This window comes from Burkholderia sp. Tr-862, from assembly GCF_011753085.1.
In the GTDB taxonomy this organism is placed as follows: domain Bacteria; phylum Pseudomonadota; class Gammaproteobacteria; order Burkholderiales; family Burkholderiaceae; genus Burkholderia; species Burkholderia ambifaria.
Map to the genome: position 1 here is coordinate 12816 of NZ_VWWG01000044.1, position 20843 is coordinate 33658.

The following is a 20843-nucleotide window of genomic DNA, read 5'->3' on the forward strand; positions in this document are numbered from 1 at the left end:
GTTGTAAGTCACGGCACGGCCATTCTTCCGTGTCCGCCTGTTCAGTTAGCAAGTAGGAAACCAAGGAAATCACATGTCTGTTGCAGATATCAAGAAGTCGGAAGTCGTTGCTCAGTTCGCCCGTGGTACCAACGACACGGGTTCGCCCGAAGTCCAGGTCGCACTGCTGACCGCACGTATCGTCGAACTGACGGGTCACTTCAAGACCCACGCGAAGGATCACCACAGCCGTCGCGGCCTGCTGCGTATGGTGAGCCGCCGCCGCAAGCTGCTCGACTACCTCAAGGGCAAGGATGCCGACCGTTACCGCGCGCTGATCGAGAAGCTGGGTCTGCGTAAGTAATCGAGGCGATTGCCGCCAGCAAGATGCCTGTGTCAGTCCGCTGATGCAGGCATTTTGTTTTTGCGCGGTGCGTAGCGTCACGCGCACCGCAGGTTGTTCGGCACGTGCTTGCCGGACTGCCGGAACGGCTGATGCCGGGGTCGGGATTTGTGTCATTCCAGCGCGTCGCTCGATGAGCGTCGCGCTGGAATGGCATAAAAAACACACCTTGCTCCGGGTGATTCGGTCGGGACGCCGCCGCGCGGGATGGCCCGCACGGCGAATGAAATGAATGAATTCAAAGGAGCAACCATGTCCATGTTCAACAAGGTCGTGAAGGAATTCCAGTGGGGCCAGCACAAGGTGCGCCTCGAAACCGGTGAAGTCGCCCGCCAGGCGAGCGGTGCCGTGATCGTCGACGTGGAAGACACCGTCGTGCTGGCAACCGTCGTCGGCGCGAAGTCGGCGAAGCCGGGCCAGGATTTCTTCCCGCTGACCGTCGACTACCTCGAAAAGACCTACTCGGCCGGCAAGATCCCGGGCGGCTTCTTCCGTCGCGAAGGCCGTCCGTCGGAACACGAGACGCTGACGTCGCGCCTGATCGACCGTCCGCTGCGTCCGCTGTTCCCGGAAGGCTTCTACAACGAAGTGCAGGTCGTGATCCACGTGCTGTCCGTGAACCCGGAAATCCCGGCGGACATCCCCGCGCTGATCGGCGCGTCGGCCGCGCTTGCCGTGTCGGGCCTGCCGTTCAACGGTCCGGTCGGTGCCGCGCGCGTTGCGTACATCGACAACGCGTACGTGCTGAACCCGACGCGTGACCAGCTCAAGGCATCGAGCCTCGACCTCGTCGTCGCCGGTACGGAGCGCGCGGTGCTGATGGTCGAATCGGAAGCCGACCAGCTGCCGGAAGACGTGATGCTGGGCGCGGTCGTGTTCGGCCACGAGCAGATGCAGACGGCGATCGACGCGATCCACGAACTCGTGCGCGAAGGCGGCAAGCCCGAGTGGGACTGGCAGCCGGCACCGAAGAACGAGGCGCTGATCGCGCGCGTGACGGAACTGGCGCACGGCGACCTGCTCGCCGCTTACCAACTGCGCGACAAGCAAGCGCGTTCGACGAAGCTGAAGGAAGTCTACGCGGCGACCTCGGCGAAGCTCGAGGAAGACGCACTGGCGGCCGGCACGGTCGCGGCCGACAAGGCCACCGTCGGCAACGTCCTGTTCGACATCGAAGCGAAGATCGTCCGTTCGCAGATCCTGAACGGCGAGCCGCGCATCGACGGTCGCGACACGCGCACCGTGCGTCCGATCGAGATCCGCACCGGCGTGCTGCCGCGCACCCACGGTTCGGCGCTGTTCACGCGTGGCGAAACGCAGGCGCTCGTCGTCGCGACGCTCGGCACGAAGGGTGACGAGCAGATCATCGACGCGCTCGAGGGCGAATACCGCGAGCGCTTCATGCTCCACTACAACATGCCCCCGTTCGCGACCGGCGAAACGGGCCGCGTCGGCTCGCCGAAGCGCCGCGAAATCGGTCACGGCCGTCTCGCGAAGCGCGCACTGGTCAAGTGCCTGCCGAGCGCCGACGAATTCGGCTACTCGATCCGCGTCGTGTCGGAAATCACCGAATCGAACGGTTCGTCGTCGATGGCGTCGGTGTGCGGCGGCTGCCTCGCGCTGATGGACGCCGGCGTGCCGATGAAGGCGCACGTCGCGGGTATCGCGATGGGCCTGATCCTCGAAGGCAACAAGTTCGCGGTGCTGACCGACATCCTCGGCGACGAAGATCACCTCGGCGACATGGACTTCAAGGTGGCCGGCACGGAGCAAGGCGTGACGGCGCTGCAGATGGACATCAAGATCCAGGGCATCACGAAGGAAATCATGCAGGTCGCGCTCGCGCAGGCGAAGGAAGGCCGCATGCACATCCTCGGCAAGATGACGTCGGCGGTCTCGGGTGCGAACACGCAGCTGTCGGAATTCGCGCCGCGCATGATCACGATCAAGATCAACCCGGAAAAGATCCGCGACGTGATCGGCAAGGGCGGTTCGGTGATCCGCGCGCTGACGGAAGAAACGGGTACGACCATCGACATCTCGGATGACGGCGTCGTGACGATCGCGAGCACGAGCAGCGAAGGCATGGCCGAAGCGAAGAAGCGCATCGAAAACATCACGGTCGAGATCGAAGTCGGCCAGGTGTACGAAGGCACGGTGCTCAAGCTGCTCGATTTCGGCGCGATCGTGAACCTGCTGCCGGGCAAGGATGGCCTGCTGCACATCTCGGAAATCGTCAACGAGCGCGTGAAGGACATCAACGACTACCTGAAGGAAGGCCAGCAGGTGAAGGTCAAGGTGATCCAGACGGACGAGAAGGGTCGCGTGCGTCTGTCGGCGAAGGCGCTGCTGAACGAAGCAGCGGCGTCGCAGTCGGATACGCCGCCGCAGCAGTAAGCGCAAAGGCGTGAGAACGGCCGGCTGTGCGAAAGCGCGCCGGCCGTTTTTTCTGTAGCATCGTTGTGCGGCGCAGCAGCGCCGGCGAGGCGCCCGTGCCGCGCACGGATGCGCCCCCGATTCCGATCCTGGAGCGACCACCATGAAAGCCATCGAAATCACCGAATTCGGCGCCCCCGACGTGCTGAAGCTCGCGGAGCGTCCGCGCCCCGAACCGAAGCGCGGCGAAGTGCTGATCAAGGTGGCGGCTTCCGGCGTGAATCGGCCGGATGTCTTCCAGCGCAAGGGCGCGTATGCGCCGCCGCCGGGCGCCTCCGATCTGCCGGGCCTCGAGGTCGCGGGCGAGATCGTCGGCGGCGACCTGTCGGATGCCGCGCTGAACCCGTTCGGCCTGAAGCTCGGTGACCGCGTCTGCGCGCTGCTCGCGGGCGGCGGCTACGCCGAATATGCGGTCGCGCCGTTGCCGCAGTGTCTGCCGGTGCCTGACGGGCTGACCGACATCGAAGCCGCATCGTTGCCCGAAACGTTCTTCACCGTGTGGAGCAATGTGTTCGACCGTGCGTTGCTGGGCGCGGGCGAGGGCGGCGAGCAGGAAACGCTGCTCGTGCAGGGCGGCTCGAGCGGGATCGGCGTGACGGCGATCCAGATCGCGCACGCGCTCGGCTTTCGCGTGTTCGCGACGGCCGGCACCGCCGACAAGTGCCGTGCGTGCGAGGCGCTCGGCGCCGAACGCGCGATCAACTACAAGACCGAAGACTTCGTCGAAGTCGTGAAGTCGCTGACGCACGATCGCGGCGTCGACGTGATTCTCGACATGGTGGCCGGTTCGTACGTGCCGCGCGAGCTGTCCGCGCTCGCGGATGGCGGCCGCCTCGTGCTGATCGCGCTGCTCGGCGGCGCGAAGGCCGAGGTCAACCTGAATGAGATCCTGCGTCGCCGGCTGACGGTGACGGGTTCGACGCTGCGTCCGCGTCCGGTCGAGTTCAAGGCGCGCATCGCCGCCCAGCTGAAGGCGCGCGTCTGGCCGCTGCTCGCGGACGGCCGTATCAAACCCGTCATCTACCGCGTGCTGCCGGCCGGCGAGGCCGCGCAGGCGCATGCGCTGATGGAGAGCGGCGAGCATATCGGCAAGATCGTGCTCGATTGGGGTACGACCGCCTGACGGTCCGTGCGGCCGGACTTGACATGAGCGGTTTGACCGGTTCAAGCCGCGCGCAGTAAAATCGCGGGTTTGCTTCGCCAGATCCAACCTGACGGCCGGTTTCCGGTACGTTAATGACACGATAGTGACGAGACAGACACGATGTCGAAACAACGAACAAAGCGAGTGATCGGCAACTGGAAGATGCACGGCCGGCTGGCCGGCAACCAGGCGTTGCTGAATGAAGTGGTGCAGGGCGCGGGCGCGGTGGCGGCTGAAACGTCGATCGGCGTGTGCGTGCCGTTCCCGTACCTCGCGCAGGTTCAGGCGCAGCTCGGCGCTGGCCGTGTCGCGTTCGGCGCGCAGGACGTGTCCGCGCACGAGCAGGGCGCGTTCACCGGCGAAGTGGCTGCCGCGATGGTGGCGGAGTTCGGCGCGCATTATGCGATCGTCGGTCACTCGGAGCGTCGCGCGTATCACGGCGAGCGCAACGAGATCGTCGCGGCGAAGACGCAGCGCGCGCTCGCGGCAGGCCTCACGCCCGTCGTGTGCGTCGGCGAAACGCTCGACGAGCGTGAAGCGGGCGCGACCGAGCAGGTGGTCGGTGCTCAGCTTGACGCCGTGCTGGCCGTGCTGACGGCTGACGAGGCGGCCCGCATCGTCGTCGCGTACGAGCCGGTCTGGGCGATCGGTACGGGCAAGAGCGCGACGTCGGCGCAGGCGCAGGATGTGCACGCGTTCCTGCGTGCGCGTCTCGCGACGAAGGGTGCGGCGGACGTGTCGGTGCTGTACGGCGGCAGCGTGAAGCCGGACAACGCGGAAGAGCTGTTCGCGCAGCCGGACATCGACGGCGGCCTGATCGGCGGCGCGTCGCTGAAGGCGGAAGATTTCCTGGCGATCTGCCGGGCCGCACGTTGAGCGGTCCGGGGTCGAATTGAAACATGATGGCGGCCGGTTGGTCCGGTCGCCTGATCCAATCGGGTGGGTGTGATGCTGTTATTCAAGACGCTGATTATTGTCGTGCAGGTGCTGTCTGCACTCGGTGTGATTGGGCTCGTGCTGCTGCAGCACGGCAAGGGTGCCGACATGGGCGCTGCATTCGGCAGCGGCGCGTCGGGCAGCCTGTTCGGTGCGACGGGCTCGGCGAACTTCCTGTCGCGCACGACGGGCGTGCTGGCCACGATCTTCTTTGTCGCGACGCTCGCGCTGACGTACCTCGGCTCGTACAAGTCGACGCCGTCGGCAGGCGTGCTGGGCGCGGCTGCGACCGCGCCGGCATCGGCGCCCGCAGCGTCGGCGCCGGCTGTCGCGGCGTCCGCTGCAGCCGGTTCGGCCGCGAGCGCGCCGGGCCAGGATGTCCCGAAATAAAAAGTCGAATTTTTTGCGTTTGTGCGTTGAACAAATCTGGAACTCGGGTTAGAATTTAATTCTTGAAGCGATTCGCGGGAACAAGCAGCACAACCCGAGTTGCATGCAGTGCCGACGTGGTGAAATTGGTAGACACGCTATCTTGAGGGGGTAGTGGCGAAAGCTGTGCGAGTTCGAGTCTCGCCGTCGGCACCAAAGTTACTCAATGCCAGCCGCTTCTAGTGGCTGGCATTTTTCATTTGTGGGGTATGTCTTGCGATTGTCTTGTGATCGCATGCACTCCGAAATGATTCCTTCCGCCGGAAGTGGTATTCTCCGGACGCTCAGAACCAACCGATAGAGGATTGCCTTGAACCTCGCAGCCTATTACCCCGTCTTGTTGTTCCTCCTCGTGGGCACTGGTTTAGGTATAGCGCTGGTCAGCATCGGCAAGCTCCTTGGTCCCAACAAGCCGGACGTCGAGAAGAACGCACCATACGAGTGCGGCTTCGAAGCCTTTGAAGACGCCCGGATGAAATTCGACGTCCGGTACTACCTCGTCGCCATCCTGTTCATCATCTTCGATCTCGAAACCGCATTCCTGTTTCCGTGGGGCGTCGCGCTGCGGGACATCGGCTGGCCGGGTTTCATCGCAATGATGATTTTTCTGCTCGAATTCCTGCTGGGCTTTGCCTATATCTGGAAGAAAGGCGGTCTCGACTGGGAGTGATGGGGTTAATCGCCGGTTTGCATGGGCGGCCACGCTGGGTCGCTCGTCTGGAGTGGAAAGCAAATGAGTATCGAAGGGGTCTTGAAGGAAGGGTTTGTCACCACGACGGCTGACAAGCTGATCAACTGGACGCGTACCGGCTCGCTGTGGCCGATGACGTTCGGGCTCGCATGTTGCGCCGTCGAGATGATGCATGCGGGCGCGGCCCGTTACGATCTGGACCGGTTCGGGGTCGTGTTCCGTCCGAGCCCGCGTCAGTCGGACGTGATGATCGTCGCCGGCACGCTGTGCAACAAGATGGCGCCCGCACTGCGCCGCGTATACGACCAGATGGCCGAGCCGCGCTGGGTGATCTCGATGGGGTCGTGCGCGAACGGTGGTGGCTACTACCACTACTCGTACTCGGTGGTCCGCGGCTGCGACCGGATCGTGCCGGTCGACGTCTACGTGCCGGGCTGTCCGCCCACGGCCGAGGCGCTGGTCTACGGCGTGATCCAGCTTCAGGCGAAGATCCGCCGCACCAACACCATCGCCCGTCAATAAAGCCCCGAGCGTCCCCTCAATATGGCAAGCAAAATCGAGATCCTCAAGGCAAACCTCGAAGCCGCGCTCGGCGCGCGCGTGGTGAGCCTCACCGAAGCGATCGGTGAACTGACGCTCGTCGTGAAGGCGAGCGATTACCTCGAAGTCGCAAAGACGCTGCGCGACGATCCGAAGCTCTGTTTCGAGCAGCTGATCGACCTCTGCGGCGTCGACTACCAGGCGTACGGCGACGGTGCGTACGACGGCCCGCGTTTCGCGGCCGTGTCGCAGCTGCTGTCGATCACGAACAACTGGCGCCTGCGCCTGCGCGTGTTCGCGCCGGACGACGATCTGCCGATCGTGGCGTCGCTCGTCGACATCTGGACCTCCGCAAACTGGTACGAGCGCGAAGCGTTCGACCTGTACGGCCTCGTGTTCGAAGGGCACCCCGACCTGCGCCGCATCCTCACCGACTACGGCTTCATCGGCCACCCGTTCCGCAAGGACTTCCCGGTGTCGGGCTATGTCGAAATGCGTTACGACCCGGAAGAGAAGCGGGTCGTCTACCAGCCGGTGACGATCGAGCCGCGCGAAATCACCCCGCGCGTGATCCGCGAGGATCGCTATGGCGGTCTGAAACATTAAGGGGGCGTCATGGCAGAAATCAAGAACTACACCCTCAACTTCGGCCCGCAGCACCCGGCAGCGCACGGCGTGCTGCGCCTGGTGCTCGAGCTCGACGGCGAAGTCATCCAGCGCGCCGATCCGCACATCGGCCTGTTGCACCGCGCGACTGAAAAGCTCGCGGAAAGCAAGACCTTCATCCAGTCCGTGCCGTACATGGACCGTCTCGACTACGTGTCGATGATGGTCAACGAGCACGGCTACGTGCTCGCGATCGAGCGTCTGCTCGGCATCGACGTGCCGGAGCGCGCGCAGTACATCCGCGTGCTGTTCGACGAAATCACGCGCGTGCTGAACCACCTGATGTGGATCGGCGCGCACGCACTCGACGTCGGCGCGATGGCGGTGTTCCTGTACGCATTCCGCGAGCGCGAAGACCTGATGGACGTGTACGAAGCGGTGTCCGGTGCTCGGATGCACGCGGCGTACTACCGTCCGGGCGGTGTCTACCGCGACCTGCCTGACGCAATGCCGCAATACAAGGCGTCGAAGATTCGCAACGAGAAGGCGCTCGCGAAGATGAACGAAGCGCGCAGCGGCTCGGTGCTCGACTTCATCGACGACTTCTTCACGCGCTTCCCGAAGTGCGTCGACGAATACGAAACGCTGCTGACCGACAACCGGATCTGGAAACAGCGTCTGGTCGGGATCGGTGTCGTCAGCCCGGAACGCGCGCTGCAGATGGGCCTGACGGGCCCGATGCTGCGTGGTTCGGGTATCGCATGGGATCTGCGCAAGAAGCAGCCGTACGAAGTGTACGACCGCATGGATTTCGACGTGCCGGTCGGGGTGAACGGCGATTGCTACGACCGCTATCTGGTGCGCGTCGAAGAAATGCGCCAATCGATCCGCATCGCGAAACAGTGTATTGAGTGGCTCCGCAAGAATCCGGGCCCGGTGATGACGGACAATCACAAGGTTGCGCCGCCGTCGCGCGTTGGCATGAAGACCAACATGGAAGACTTGATTCACCACTTCAAGCTCTTCACCGAAGGTTTTCACGTGCCGGAAGGCGAAGCGTACGCAGCAGTCGAGCATCCGAAGGGCGAATTCGGCATCTACCTCGTGTCGGACGGTGCCAACAAGCCGTATCGCCTCAAGATTCGCGCCCCGGGCTTCGCGCATCTCGCGTCGCTCGACGAAATGGCGCGCGGCCACATGATTGCCGACGCCGTCACGATCATCGGTACGCAGGACATCGTGTTCGGCGAAATCGATCGCTAATGGTTGCGCCGCCTGCGCGTGCGGGCGGCGAGCAGTAAGTCACACGCGATGCGCGCTGAGCCGGCGCGGCTTCGCAAGCTGTCAACAGTGAGCGCCAGGTCTGCCGTCCATGCACAGCAGTGCGGCAGGTTGTTCGTTCGGTAGGAATTGAAAGAGTCGTGTCTGAAAATGATCTCAGCTGAAGGCCTGAAGGAAATCGATCGAGCGTTGACGAAGTATCCCGCCGATCAGAAACAGTCCGCCGTGATGTCGGCGTTGGCCGTTGCTCAGGAAGAGCACGGCTGGCTGTCGCCCGAACTGATGCAGTTCGTCGCGGACTATCTCGGCATGCCGGCCGTCGCCGTGCAGGAAGTCGCGACGTTCTACACGATGTACGAGCTCAACCCGGTCGGCAAGCACAAGATCACGCTCTGCACGAACCTCCCGTGCCAGCTTGGTCCGGACGGCGGCGCCGAGGCGACGGCCGACTACCTGAAACAGAAGCTGGGCATCGGCTTCGGCGAGACCACGCCCGACGGCAAGTTCACGCTGAAGGAAGGCGAATGCATGGGCTCGTGCGGCGATGCGCCGGTGCTGCTGGTGAACAATCACAGAATGTGCAGCTTCATGAGCCGCGAGAAGATCGACCAGCTGCTTGAGGAGCTTTCGAAATGACGTCCCTTCACGACCGTCACATCAAACCGCTGATCCTCGCTGGTCTGAACGGCGAGAACTGGCATCTCGAAGATTACGTTGCGCGCGGCGGCTACAAGCAGCTGCGCCGCATTCTCGAAGAAAAGATTCCGCCGGAGCAGGTGATCGCCGACGTGAAGGCGTCGGGCCTGCGTGGCCGTGGCGGTGCGGGCTTCCCGACCGGCCTGAAGTGGAGCTTCATGCCGCGCCAGTTCCCGGGGCAGAAGTACCTCGTCTGCAACTCGGACGAAGGCGAACCGGGCACGTTCAAGGATCGCGACATCCTGCGCTGGAACCCGCATGCGCTGATCGAAGGCATGGCCATCGGTGCGTACGCGATGGGCATCACCGTCGGCTACAACTACATCCACGGCGAAATCTTCGAAGTGTATCGACGCTTCGAGGCCGCGCTCGATGAAGCGCGTGCCGCGGGTTTCCTCGGCGACAACATCATGGGCTCGGAATTCTCGTTCCAGCTGCACGCGCACCACGGTTACGGCGCGTACATCTGCGGCGAGGAAACGGCGCTGCTCGAGTCGCTCGAAGGCAAGAAGGGCCAGCCGCGCTTCAAGCCGCCGTTCCCGGCGAGCTTCGGCGTGTACGGCAAGCCGACCACGATCAACAACACCGAGACGTTCGCCGCGGTGCCGTTCCTGCTGTCCATCGGGCCGCAGAATTACCTCGAGATCGGCAAGCCGAACAACGGCGGTACGAAGATCTTCTCGGTATCGGGCGACGTCGAGCGTCCGGGCAATTACGAAGTGCCGCTCGGCACGCCGTTCGCGACGCTGATGGAGCTCGCCGGCGGGATGCGCGGCGGTCGCAAGATCAAGGCCGTGATTCCGGGCGGGTCGTCGGCGCCGGTGATCCCGGGCGACATCATGATGCAGACCGATCTCGATTACGACTCGATCGCGAAGGCGGGCTCGATGCTCGGCTCCGGCGCGGTGATCGTGATGGACGAGACGCGCTGCATGGTGCGTTCGCTGCTGCGCCTGTCGTACTTCTACTACGAGGAATCGTGCGGCCAGTGCACGCCGTGCCGCGAGGGCACCGGCTGGCTGTATCGCGTCGTGAATCGTATCGAGCACGGCGAAGGCCGCCAGGAAGATCTGGACCTGCTGAACTCGGTTGCCGAGAACATCATGGGCCGCACGATCTGCGCGCTCGGCGATGCGGCGGCGATGCCGGTGCGCGGGATGCTCAAGCATTACTGGGATGAATTCGCGTACCACGTCGAGCACAAGCACTGCATGGTCGGCGGCCACGCGCACGCGGCGGCAGCCTGAAGCGAAGCACCGGTTGCGGAATTTGAGCGCACGGTCGGGCGAAGGCGCGAACGGGCGGAAATAGGTTAAGGACCATTCACCATCATGGTTGAACTTGAAATAGACGGCAAGAAGGTCGAGGTGCCCGAAGGCAGCATGGTGATCCAGGCTGCGCACAAGGCAGATACGTACATTCCTCACTTCTGCTATCACAAGAAACTGTCGGTTGCGGCCAACTGCCGGATGTGTCTCGTCGAAGTCGAGAAGATGCCGAAGGCCGTGCCTGCCTGCGCGACGCCCGTGTCGGCCGGCATGATCGTGCACACGCAGTCCGACAAGGCCGTGAAGGCGCAGCAGTCGGTGATGGAATTCCTCCTCATCAATCACCCGCTCGACTGCCCGATCTGCGATCAGGGCGGCGAATGCCAGCTGCAGGATCTGGCGGTCGGCTACGGCAAGTCGTCGTCGCGCTACTCGGAAGAAAAGCGTGTGGTGTTCCACAAGAACGTGGGCCCGCTGATCTCGATGGAAGAGATGTCGCGCTGCATCCACTGCACGCGCTGCGTCCGCTTCGGCCAGGAAATCGCCGGCGTGATGGAGCTCGGCATGCTGGGTCGCGGCGAGCACTCGGAAATCACGACGTTCGTCGGCAAGACGGTCGACTCCGAGCTGTCGGGCAACATGATCGACCTGTGCCCGGTCGGCGCGCTGACCAGCAAGCCGTTCCGCTACAGCGCCCGTACGTGGGAACTGTCGCGCCGCAAGTCGGTGAGCCCGCACGATTCCGTCGGCGCGAACCTCGTCGTGCAGGTGAAGAACAACCGCGTGATGCGCGTGCTGCCGTTCGAGAACGAAGCGATCAACGAATGCTGGATCTCGGACAAGGATCGTTTCTCGTACGAAGGCCTGAACAGCGAAGAGCGCCTGACGAAGCCGATGCTGAAGCAGGGCGGCCAGTGGATCGAAACCGACTGGCAGACCGCGCTCGAGTATGTCGCGAAGGGCCTGAAGGGCATCGCCGCGGATCACGGCGCGAACGCGCTGGCGATGCTCGCGAGCGCGCACAGCACCGCTGAAGAGCTGTTCCTCGTGAAGCAGCTCGCCAACGAACTGAAGACGCCGAACGTCGACTTCCGTCTGCGTCAGCAGGATTTCTCGGCGCCGGTCCAGGGCGCACCGTGGCTCGGCATGCCGATCGCCGACCTGTCGAACGTGGATGCCGCGTTCGTCGTCGGTTCGTTCCTGCGCCGCGACCACCCGCTGTTCGCCGCACGCCTGCGTCAGGCCGCGAAGAACGGCGCGAAGCTGCACTTCCTGCACGCGACCGCAGACGACTCGCTGATCCCGACCGCGAAGCGCATCGTCGCTGCGCCGTCGGCATGGCTCGACGAACTGGCCGGCGTCGCCGCGGCCGTCGCGCAACTGCGCGGCGTCGCACTGCCGGACACGCTCGCGGGCGTCACTGCCTCGCCGGCCGCGCAAGCGGTCGCCCAGTCGCTCGCGAACGGCGAGCGCCGTGCGGTGCTGCTCGGCAACGTGGCCGTCCGTCATCCGCAATTCGCGCAGCTGCACGCCGTCGCCCAGTGGATCGCCGACAACACCGGTGCGACGTTCGGCTTCCTGACGGAAGCGGCGAACACGGTCGGCGCGCACGTCGTCGGTGCGCTGCCGGGCGAAGGCGGCCTGAACGCCCGCGAAGCGTTCGCGCAGCCGCGCAAGGGCTACGTGCTGCTGAACGTCGAACCGGAATTCGACACCGCCGATCCGGCGCAGGCGCTTGCCGCGCTGAACCAGGCTGAAATGGTCGTCGTGATGTCGCCGTTCAAGCACGGCCTCGATTACGCCGACGTGCTGCTGCCGGTCGCGCCGTTCACGGAAACGGCCGGTACGTACGTGAACGCGGAAGGCTCGGTGCAGAGCTTCAACGGTGTCGTGCGCCCGCTCGGCGACACGCGTCCGGCCTGGAAGGTGCTGCGCGTGCTCGGCAGCCTGCTCGGCCTGCCGAACTTCGAATACGAGACCGCTGAAGAAGTGCGTCTTGCGGCGCTCGGCGACGCAGGTGTCGCGAGCCGTCTGTCGAACCAGGCGTCGGTCGCGCCGGCACGCGTCGCGGCGACTGCCGCGAACGGCGGTTTCGAGCGCCTCGCCGATGTGCCGATCTATCACGCCGACGCACTCGTGCGCCGCGCAGGTGCGCTGCACCTGACGGCCGCCGCGAAGGTGGCGAACGCCGCAGCCCTGCCGGCCGCGCTGTTCGACAAGCTGGGCTTGAAGGAAGGCGACGCAGTGCGCGTGCGCCAGGGCGAGCGTGCGGTGCAGTTGCCGGCCGTGCGCGACGCGAATCTTGCGGAGACGGTCGTTCGCGTGTCGGCGGCGACGCCTGCCGGCGCAGCGCTCGGCGGCCTGTCCGGTGAACTGGTGGTGGAGAAGGCGTAAATGAGCTTGTTCGATACGATCAACGCGGGCGGAGCCCAGCTTCTCGGCATCGCATGGCCGACGGTGTGGGCCATCGTGCGCATCCTCGTCGTCGCCGTCGTGATCCTGCTGTGCGTCGCGTACCTGATTCTGTGGGAACGCAAGCTGATCGGCTGGATGCACGTGCGTCTCGGCCCGAACCGCGTCGGCCCCGCCGGCCTGCTGCAGCCGATCGCCGACGTGCTGAAGCTGCTGCTGAAGGAAGTCATTCAGCCGAGCGCCGCCAGCCGCTGGCTGTACCTGATCGCGCCGGTCATGACCGTCGTGCCGGCGTTCGCCGTCTGGGCGGTGATCCCGTTCCAGGCCGAAGCCGTGCTCGCGAACGTGAACGCCGGCCTGCTGTATGCGATGGCGATCTCGTCGATCGGCGTGTACGCGGTGATTCTCGCCGGCTGGGCGTCGAACTCGAAGTACGCGTTCCTCGGTGCGATGCGCGCGGCTGCGCAGATGGTGTCGTATGAAATCTCGATGGGCTTCGCGCTGGTGCTCGTGCTGATGACGGCCGGCAGCCTGAACCTGTCGGAAATCGTCGGCTCGCAGCAGCACGGCTTCTTCGCCGGCCACGGCGTGAATTTCCTGTCGTGGAACTGGCTGCCGCTCCTGCCGGCGTTCGTCGTCTACTTCGTGTCCGGCATCGCCGAAACGAACCGTCACCCGTTCGACGTGGTGGAAGGGGAGTCGGAGATCGTCGCGGGTCACATGATCGATTACTCGGGCATGGCGTTCGCGCTGTTCTTCCTCGCCGAGTACATCAACATGATCGTGATCTCGGCGCTCGCCGCGACGCTGTTCCTCGGCGGCTGGGATGCACCGTTCGAATTCCTGTCGTTCATTCCGGGCATCTTCTGGCTGGTGCTGAAGGTGTTCGCGCTGCTGTCGGTGTTCATCTGGGTTCGCGCGACGTTCCCGCGCTACCGTTACGACCAGATCATGCGTCTGGGCTGGAAGGTGTTCCTGCCCGTCACGGTGATCTGGGTGGTCGTGGTCGGCTTCTGGATGATGTCGCCGCTCAACATCTGGGTGAAGTAAAGATCGGACGAAATCATGACGGCAATCCAACACTTCTTTAAGACCTTCTTCCTGACGGAGCTGCTGAAGGGGCTCGCGCTGACCGGTCGCTACACGTTCCGGCGCAAGTTCACCGTGCAGTTCCCGGAAGAGAAGACTCCGATTTCGCCGCGCTTTCGCGGGCTGCATGCGCTGCGCCGCTACGAGAACGGCGAAGAGCGCTGCATCGCGTGCAAGCTGTGCGAGGCCGTGTGCCCCGCACTGGCGATCACGATCGAATCGGAAACGCGTGCGGACAACACGCGCCGCACGACGCGCTATGACATCGACCTGACGAAGTGCATCTTCTGCGGTTTCTGCGAAGAGAGCTGCCCGGTCGATTCGATCGTCGAGACGCAGATTCTCGAGTACCACGGCGAAAAGCGCGGCGACCTGTATTTCACGAAGGAAATGCTGCTCGCGGTGGGCGATCGCTACGAGAAGGACATCGCTGCGGCGAAGGCCGCCGACGCGCCGTATCGTTGATTGTGTTTGCAGTGCCGGCCCGGCATGAACGGGTCGAGCCGCCGCGACGGGTGCGGCACGCGAGAGCGTCCCGCAAGCCGCGCCTGACTATGGCCTAACGATGAACCGGTAATCATGGAATTCACGACCGTACTGTTCTACATCTTCGCGCTGCTCCTGGTGGTATCAGGGCTGAAGGTGATCACTTCGCGCAACCCGGTGGCGTCTGCGCTTTTCCTTGTGCTGGCGTTCTTCAACGCCGCCGCGATCTGGATGCTGCTGGAAGCGGAGTTCCTCGCGATCCTGCTGGTGCTGGTGTACGTGGGCGCCGTGATGGTGCTGTTCCTGTTCGTCGTGATGATGCTGGACATCAACATCGATTACCTGCGCCGCGACTTCAAGCGTTTCGTGCCGATGGCAACGGTGGTCGGCGCGATCATCGTGGTCGAGACCGCGCTGATCCTGTGGCGCGGCTACGGCGACACGCACACGGTGCACGCAATGGCGACGGGCGCGATGGCCGACTGGTCGAACACGCGACTGATCGGCAAGGTGATCTACACCGACTACATCTTCGCGTTTGAAATCGCCGGCCTGGTGCTGCTGGTCGCGATCATCGCCGCGATCGGGCTCACCGAGCGCAAGGGCAAGGACAGCAAGCGCCAGCGCGTGTCGGATCAGGTCAAGGTGCGCCGCAACGACCGCGTGCGCCTCGTGAAGATGGAAGCGGAAAAGCCGCAGCCGGAAACGGCGCAGAGCGAATCCGGTACGAGCACCAACGGCTAAGCGGAGGAAAAGAAACCATGCTGACTCTTGCTCACTACCTCGTACTCGGCGCGATCCTCTTTGCGATCGCGATCGTCGGGATTTTCCTGAACCGCCGCAACATCATCATCATCCTGATGGCGATCGAACTGATGCTGCTGGCGGTGAACACCAACTTCGTCGCGTTCTCGCACTACCTCGGCGATGTGCACGGCCAGATCTTCGTGTTCTTCGTGCTGACCGTCGCCGCAGCGGAAGCCGCGATCGGTCTCGCGATTCTGGTGACCCTGTTCCGTAAGCTCGACACGATCAATGTCGAGGATCTCGATCAGCTCAAAGGTTAATTTCAGGCAACGCTGTTATGTCAATGACACTCAATGAAAACCTGCTGCTGGCGATTCCGCTCGCTCCGCTGGCCGGCTCGCTGATTGCGGGGCTGTTCGGGAACGCAGTGGGGCGCAAGGGCGCACACCGGATCACGATCCTCGGCGTATTGATCGCGTTCCTCCTGTCGGCGAAAGTCTTCCTCGACGTGATGGGCGGCGCGAGCTTCAACGCGACCGTCTATGAATGGATGAACGTCGGCTCGCTGAAACTCGAAATCGGCTTCCTCGTCGATTCGCTGACCGCGATGATGATGGTCGTCGTGACCTTCGTCTCGCTGATGGTGCACGTGTACACGATCGGCTACATGTCGGAGGAAGACGGCTACCAGCGCTTCTTCTCGTACATCTCGCTGTTCACGTTCTCGATGCTGATGCTCGTGATGAGCAACAACTTCCTGCAGCTGTTCTTCGGCTGGGAAGCGGTGGGTCTGGTGTCGTACCTGCTGATCGGCTTCTACTTCACGCGTGAGAGCGCGATCTACGCGAACATGAAGGCGTTCCTCGTGAACCGAGTGGGCGACTTCGGCTTCCTGCTGGGCATCGGCCTGCTGCTCGCGTTCGCGGGTTCGATGAACTACGGCGAAGTGTTCGCGAAGCGTGCCGAGCTTGCAAGCCTGCACTTCCCGGGCACCGACTGGGGCCTGCTGACAGTCGCCTGTATCTGCCTGTTCATCGGCGCGATGGGCAAGTCGGCACAGTTCCCGCTGCACGTGTGGCTGCCTGACTCGATGGAAGGCCCGACCCCGATCTCCGCGCTGATTCACGCGGCGACGATGGTGACGGCCGGCATCTTCATGGTGTCGCGCATGTCGCCGCTGTTCGAACTGTCGGATACCGCGCTGTCGTTCATCACGGTGATCGGCGCGATCACGGCACTGTTCATGGGCTTCCTCGGCATCATCCAGAACGACATCAAGCGCGTCGTCGCGTATTCGACGCTGTCGCAGCTCGGCTACATGACGGTCGCGCTCGGCGTGTCCGCGTACCCGGTCGCGCTGTTCCACCTGATGACGCACGCGTTCTTCAAGGCGCTGCTGTTCCTCGGCGCGGGCTCGGTCATTATGGGCATGCACCACGACCAGGACATCCGCAACATGGGCGGCCTGCGCAAGTACATGCCGATCACGTGGATTACGTCGCTGATCGGCTCGCTCGCGCTGATCGGCACGCCGTTCTTCTCGGGCTTCTACTCGAAGGATTCGATCATCGAGGCCGTGAAGGAATCGCATCTCGCGGGTTCGGGCTTCGCGTACTTCGCGGTGGTCGCGAGCGTGTTCGTGACGGCGCTGTACTCGTTCCGCATGTACTTCCTGGTGTTCCACGGCGAAGAGCGCTTCCGCAAACCGAAGCATCCCGAATCGCCGATGGGCATGGCGGCCGCGCACGGTCACGACGATCACGGCCACGGCCATGGTCACGACGACCACGCGCACGAACCGCACGAGACCCCGTGGGTCGTGTGGCTGCCGCTCGTGCTGCTCGCGATTCCGTCGGTCATCGTCGGTGCGATCGCGATCGGCCCGATGCTGTACGGCAGCTTCTTCGAACATGGCGTGGCATTCGACAAGGTGATCTTCATCGGCGAAAACCATCCGGGCCTCGAAGAGCTGGGCAAGGAATTCCATGGCTGGGCCGCGATGGGCCTGCACTCGCTGACGACGCTGCCGTTGTGGCTCGCGATCGCCGGCGTCGTGGTCGCGTGGTTCCTGTACCTGAAGCGTCCTGAGCTGCCTGCCGTGATCCGCCGCGCGTTCGGCCCGATCTACACGCTGCTGGACAACAAGTACTACATGGACAAGATCAACGAAGTGGTGTTCGCCCGTGGTTCGGTGGCGATCGGCCGCGGCCTGTGGAAGGAGGGTGACGTCGTGGTGATCGACGGCCTCGTCAACGGCAGCGCCCGGTTCATCGGCTGGTTCGCCGGCGTGATCCGCTTCCTCCAATCCGGTTACATCTATCACTACGCGTTCGCCATGATCATCGGCATGCTGGGGCTCCTGACCCTGTTTGTAACGCTCGGCGGCAAATAAGGCGGGGAGACAACACTAATGCACGCTTTTCCGATTCTCAGTACCGCGATCTGGCTGCCGATCGTTTTCGGCCTCCTCGTGCTCGCGGTGGGTAACGACAAAAATCCGGGGACGGCCCGCTGGGTCGCGCTGATCGGTTCGCTGCTCGGTCTCGTGGTCACGATCCCGCTGATCACGGACTTCGACTCGAGCACGGCCGCGCTGCAGTTCGTGGAGAAGTCGACCTGGATCGAACGCTTCGACATCTCGTACCACCTCGGCGTCGACGGCATTTCGATGTGGTTCGTCGTGCTGACCGCGCTGATCACGGTGATCGTCGTGATCGCCGCGTGGGAAGTGATCACCGAGAACGTCGCGCAGTACCTCGCGGCCTTCCTGATCCTGTCCGGGATCATGATCGGCGTGTTCTCGGCGGCCGACGGCCTGCTGTTCTACGTGTTCTTCGAGGCGACCCTGATCCCGATGTACATCATCATCGGTGTGTGGGGCGGCCCGAACCGCGTGTATGCGGCATTCAAGTTCTTCCTGTACACGCTGGCCGGCTCGCTGCTGATGCTGGTCGCGCTGATCTACCTGTACACGCAGACGCATTCGTTCGACCTCGCGACGTGGCAGAACGCCAAGATCGCGATGACGCCGCAGATCTTGCTGTTCATTGCATTCTTCCTCGCGTTCGCGGTGAAGGTGCCGATGTGGCCGGTGCATACCTGGCTGCCGGACGCGCACGTGGAAGCGCCGACGGGCGGCTCGGTCGTGCTGGCGGCGATCATGCTGAAGCTGGGCGCGTACGGTTTCCTGCGTTTCTCGCTGCCGATCACGCCTGACGCAAGCCACTTCCTGGCACCGGTCGTGATCACGCTGTCGCTGATCGCGGTGATCTACATCGGCCTTGTCGCGATGGTGCAGGCCGACATGAAGAAGCTGGTCGCGTATTCGTCGATCGCGCACATGGGCTTCGTGACGCTCGGATTCTTCATCTTCAACCAGCTCGGCGTCGAAGGTGCGATCATCCAGATGATCTCGCACGGCTTCGTGTCGGGTGCGATGTTCCTGTGCATCGGCGTGCTGTACGACCGTGTGCACTCGCGCCAGATCGCCGACTACGGCGGCGTCGTGAACGTGATGCCGAAGTTCGCGGCATTCGCGATGCTGTTCTCGATGGCCAACTGCGGCCTGCCGGGTACCTCGGGTTTCGTCGGCGAGTTCATGGTGATTCTCGCGGCCGTCCAGTACAACTTCTGGATCGCATTCGGCGCGGCATTCACGCTGATCCTCGGCGCCGCCTACACGCTGTGGATGTACAAGCGCGTGTACTTCGGCGCGGTCGCGAACGATCACGTTGCCAAGCTGAAGGACATCGGCCGTCGCGAATTCCTGATGCTGGCCGTGCTGGCCGCGTTCACGATGCTGATGGGCCTGTATCCGAAGCCTTTCACCGACGTGATGCACGTTTCCGTGGAAAACCTCCTCTCCCATGTCGCGCAGTCGAAACTGCCGCTGGCCCAGTAATCGCGAGCGGAGGAAATCAAGATCATGAACGCACCTATGAATGTCCTGTTGCCTGACGCGCTGGTGATGGTCGCCATCGTCGTCGCATGGCTGAACGACACCTTTACCGGTGCCGCCGGCCGTCGCCTGACCTATCTGATCGCGGTGGTTTCGTCGGTCGTCGCCGGCGTGTGGTTCGCGGTGCAGGCGTTGGACCCGCACCAGTACTACTTCTTCTCGCGGATGGTCGTCGTCGACTCGTTCGCGAGCATGATGAAGGCCGTCGTGTCGATCGGCTTCGCGGTCTCGCTCGTCTATTCGCGCAAGTACCTCGAAGACCGCGACATGTTCCGCGGCGACGTATTCCTGCTGGGCATGTTCTCGCTGCTCGGTCAGTTGGTGATGGTGTCGGGCAACAACTTCCTGACGCTGTACCTTGGCCTCGAACTGATGTCGCTGTCGCTGTACGCGGTCATCGCGCTGCGCCGCGATGCCCCGCAGTCGAGCGAAGCCGCGATGAAGTACTACGTGCTGGGCGCGCTCGCGTCGGGCTTCGTGCTGTACGGCATCTCGATGCTCTACGGCGCGACCGGCTCGCTCGAGCTGGGCGAGGTGTACAAGGCAGTCGGCGGCAACACCGACGCAGCCGTGCTGATGTTCGGCGTGGTCTTCATCGTCGCCGGTATCGCGTTCAAGCTCGGCGCCGTGCCGTTCCATATGTGGGTGCCGGACGTCTACCAGGGCGCACCGACCGCGATGACGCTGTTCGTCGGCGGCGGCCCGAAGGTTGCCGCGTTTGCGTGGGGTCTGCGCTTCCTGGTGATGGGCCTGCTGCCGCTCGCACAGAACTGGCAGACCGCGCTCGTGATCCTCGCCGCGCTGTCGCTGATCGTCGGTAACATCACCGGTATCGTTCAGCGCAACATCAAGCGGATGCTCGCGTACTCGGCGATCTCGAACATGGGCTTCGTGCTGCTCGGCCTGCTCGCAGGCATCGTGAAGGGCGACGCGGCCGCACCGGCGAACGCGTACAGCTCGGCGATGTTCTACGCGATCGTCTACCTGATCACGACGCTCGGCTCGTTCGGCGTGGTGATGCTGCTCGCGCGCCGCGATTTCGAAGCGGAGACGATCGACGACTTCAAGGGCCTCAACAAGCGCAGCCCCGTGTTCGCGTTCGTGATGATGGTCATGATGTTCTCGCTGGCCGGTATCCCGCCGACCGTCGGCTTCTACGCGAAGCTCGCGGTGCTCGAGGCGACCGTCAACGCGGGCCTCACGTGGCTGGCCGTGCTGGCCGTGATCACGTCGCTGTTCGGCGCGTTCTACTACCTGCGCATCGTCAAGCTGATGTACTTCGATGCCCCGCAAGACACGACCCCGGTCACCGGCGATTTCTGCAAGCGCACGATCCTCGTGCTGAACGGCATCGCGGTCGTCGTGCTCGGCATGATCCCGAGCCCGCTGCTGACGGCCTGCCTGCAGGCGATCCGTCATACGCTGCCGCTGTAATGTCGGCAGCCGGCTGGTTCATCGTGCTGTTGGCGCTCGTATGCGCCAACGTGCCGTTCCTGAACCAACGCCTCTTCGCCGTCGTGCCGTTCGGCGCGACGAAGAAGAACGCGTGGGTTCGGATCGGCGAGCTGATCGTGCTGTATTTCGTCGTCGGCGCCCTCGGCTTCTGGCTCGAGTCGCGCGCCGGCAACCGCTTCGAACAGGGCTGGCAGTTTTACGCGATCACCTTCAGTCTCTTTGTCGTGTTCGCGTTTCCCGGCTTCACGTTCCAGTATCTCGTCAAACGACGCTGACAAGGGCCTGTC

Annotated in this window: 20 protein-coding genes and 1 tRNA gene; all 21 read left to right on the forward strand. The window is 63.6% G+C overall.

Going from position 1 to position 20843, the window contains the following annotated elements; translation table 11 throughout:
• Window positions 1–73 precede the first annotated feature (73 nt).
• The 21 genes from rpsO to F3J14_RS15015 all read left to right on the forward strand — a co-directional run bounded on the left by rpsO (window position 74) and on the right by F3J14_RS15015 (window position 20831).
• Window positions 74–343, forward strand: a complete 270-nt coding sequence (rpsO, locus tag F3J14_RS14915; RefSeq protein ID WP_006398792.1) for a 30S ribosomal protein S15 — start codon at window positions 74–76, stop codon at window positions 341–343.
• 291 nt (window positions 344–634) lie between these two features.
• Window positions 635–2779 (forward strand): polyribonucleotide nucleotidyltransferase, encoded by a 2145-nt coding sequence (gene pnp, locus F3J14_RS14920; RefSeq protein WP_138847411.1) that lies wholly within the window; start codon window positions 635–637, stop codon window positions 2777–2779.
• 142 nt (window positions 2780–2921) lie between these two features.
• The gene (locus F3J14_RS14925) at window positions 2922–3941 is read left to right on the forward strand and encodes an NAD(P)H-quinone oxidoreductase (protein ID WP_166723646.1); all 1020 of its coding nucleotides are present in this window, start codon (window positions 2922–2924) and stop codon (window positions 3939–3941) included.
• A gap of 141 nt (window positions 3942–4082) precedes the next feature.
• Entirely contained in the window at window positions 4083–4838 is a 756-nt protein-coding gene (gene tpiA / locus F3J14_RS14930; RefSeq protein WP_166723647.1) for a triose-phosphate isomerase, read from the forward strand.
• 72 nt (window positions 4839–4910) lie between these two features.
• Window positions 4911–5288, forward strand: a complete 378-nt coding sequence (gene secG, locus F3J14_RS14935) for a preprotein translocase subunit SecG (protein WP_114177584.1) — start codon at window positions 4911–4913, stop codon at window positions 5286–5288.
• Between the two features lie 110 nt (window positions 5289–5398).
• Window positions 5399–5483 (forward strand) — tRNA-Leu (locus F3J14_RS14940).
• 154 nt (window positions 5484–5637) lie between these two features.
• The gene (locus tag F3J14_RS14945; protein WP_006398798.1) at window positions 5638–5997 is read left to right on the forward strand and encodes an NADH-quinone oxidoreductase subunit A; all 360 of its coding nucleotides are present in this window, start codon (window positions 5638–5640) and stop codon (window positions 5995–5997) included.
• Window positions 5998–6060: 63 nt separating this feature from the next.
• Entirely contained in the window at window positions 6061–6540 is a 480-nt protein-coding gene (locus F3J14_RS14950; RefSeq protein WP_006398799.1) for an NADH-quinone oxidoreductase subunit B, read from the forward strand.
• A 21-nt stretch (window positions 6541–6561) separates the two neighbouring features.
• On the forward strand, window positions 6562–7164 hold the full coding sequence (locus F3J14_RS14955; protein ID WP_166723648.1) for an NADH-quinone oxidoreductase subunit C: 603 nt from the start codon (window positions 6562–6564) through the stop codon (window positions 7162–7164).
• 9 nt (window positions 7165–7173) lie between these two features.
• Window positions 7174–8427: an NADH-quinone oxidoreductase subunit D gene (locus F3J14_RS14960; RefSeq protein WP_006750459.1), complete on the forward strand. Its 1254-nt coding sequence runs from the start codon at window positions 7174–7176 to the stop codon at window positions 8425–8427.
• A gap of 168 nt (window positions 8428–8595) precedes the next feature.
• The gene (gene nuoE / locus F3J14_RS14965) at window positions 8596–9081 is read left to right on the forward strand and encodes an NADH-quinone oxidoreductase subunit NuoE (RefSeq protein WP_006750460.1); all 486 of its coding nucleotides are present in this window, start codon (window positions 8596–8598) and stop codon (window positions 9079–9081) included.
• Complete coding sequence (gene nuoF / locus F3J14_RS14970; RefSeq protein WP_006756904.1) at window positions 9078–10388, forward strand: NADH-quinone oxidoreductase subunit NuoF; 1311 nt, start codon at window positions 9078–9080, stop codon at window positions 10386–10388. The genes nuoE and nuoF overlap by 4 nt, the downstream gene beginning before the upstream one ends.
• 84 nt (window positions 10389–10472) lie before the next feature.
• Entirely contained in the window at window positions 10473–12803 is a 2331-nt protein-coding gene (gene nuoG, locus F3J14_RS14975; protein ID WP_166723649.1) for an NADH-quinone oxidoreductase subunit NuoG, read from the forward strand.
• Window positions 12804–13871: an NADH-quinone oxidoreductase subunit NuoH gene (nuoH, locus tag F3J14_RS14980; protein WP_166723650.1), complete on the forward strand. Its 1068-nt coding sequence runs from the start codon at window positions 12804–12806 to the stop codon at window positions 13869–13871. It abuts the gene before it with no gap.
• A 15-nt stretch (window positions 13872–13886) separates the two neighbouring features.
• Window positions 13887–14375 carry an NADH-quinone oxidoreductase subunit NuoI gene (gene nuoI, locus F3J14_RS14985; protein WP_006398806.1) on the forward strand — a complete coding sequence of 163 codons (489 nt, stop codon included), beginning with the start codon at window positions 13887–13889 and terminating at the stop codon, window positions 14373–14375.
• Between the two features lie 114 nt (window positions 14376–14489).
• Window positions 14490–15140 carry an NADH-quinone oxidoreductase subunit J gene (locus F3J14_RS14990; protein WP_166723651.1) on the forward strand — a complete coding sequence of 217 codons (651 nt, stop codon included), beginning with the start codon at window positions 14490–14492 and terminating at the stop codon, window positions 15138–15140.
• Window positions 15141–15157: 17 nt separating this feature from the next.
• Window positions 15158–15463: an NADH-quinone oxidoreductase subunit NuoK gene (nuoK, locus tag F3J14_RS14995; RefSeq protein ID WP_004185739.1), complete on the forward strand. Its 306-nt coding sequence runs from the start codon at window positions 15158–15160 to the stop codon at window positions 15461–15463.
• Window positions 15464–15480: 17 nt separating this feature from the next.
• Window positions 15481–17535 carry an NADH-quinone oxidoreductase subunit L gene (nuoL, locus tag F3J14_RS15000; protein WP_166723652.1) on the forward strand — a complete coding sequence of 685 codons (2055 nt, stop codon included), beginning with the start codon at window positions 15481–15483 and terminating at the stop codon, window positions 17533–17535.
• Window positions 17536–17553: 18 nt separating this feature from the next.
• Window positions 17554–19044 carry an NADH-quinone oxidoreductase subunit M gene (locus tag F3J14_RS15005; RefSeq protein ID WP_166723653.1) on the forward strand — a complete coding sequence of 497 codons (1491 nt, stop codon included), beginning with the start codon at window positions 17554–17556 and terminating at the stop codon, window positions 19042–19044.
• A 36-nt stretch (window positions 19045–19080) separates the two neighbouring features.
• The gene (nuoN, locus tag F3J14_RS15010; protein WP_211080356.1) at window positions 19081–20535 is read left to right on the forward strand and encodes an NADH-quinone oxidoreductase subunit NuoN; all 1455 of its coding nucleotides are present in this window, start codon (window positions 19081–19083) and stop codon (window positions 20533–20535) included.
• The gene (locus tag F3J14_RS15015) at window positions 20535–20831 is read left to right on the forward strand and encodes a DUF2818 family protein (RefSeq protein WP_006756909.1); all 297 of its coding nucleotides are present in this window, start codon (window positions 20535–20537) and stop codon (window positions 20829–20831) included. Before nuoN ends, F3J14_RS15015 begins: the two co-directional genes overlap by 1 nt.
• The last annotated feature ends 12 nt before the right edge of the window (window positions 20832–20843 follow it).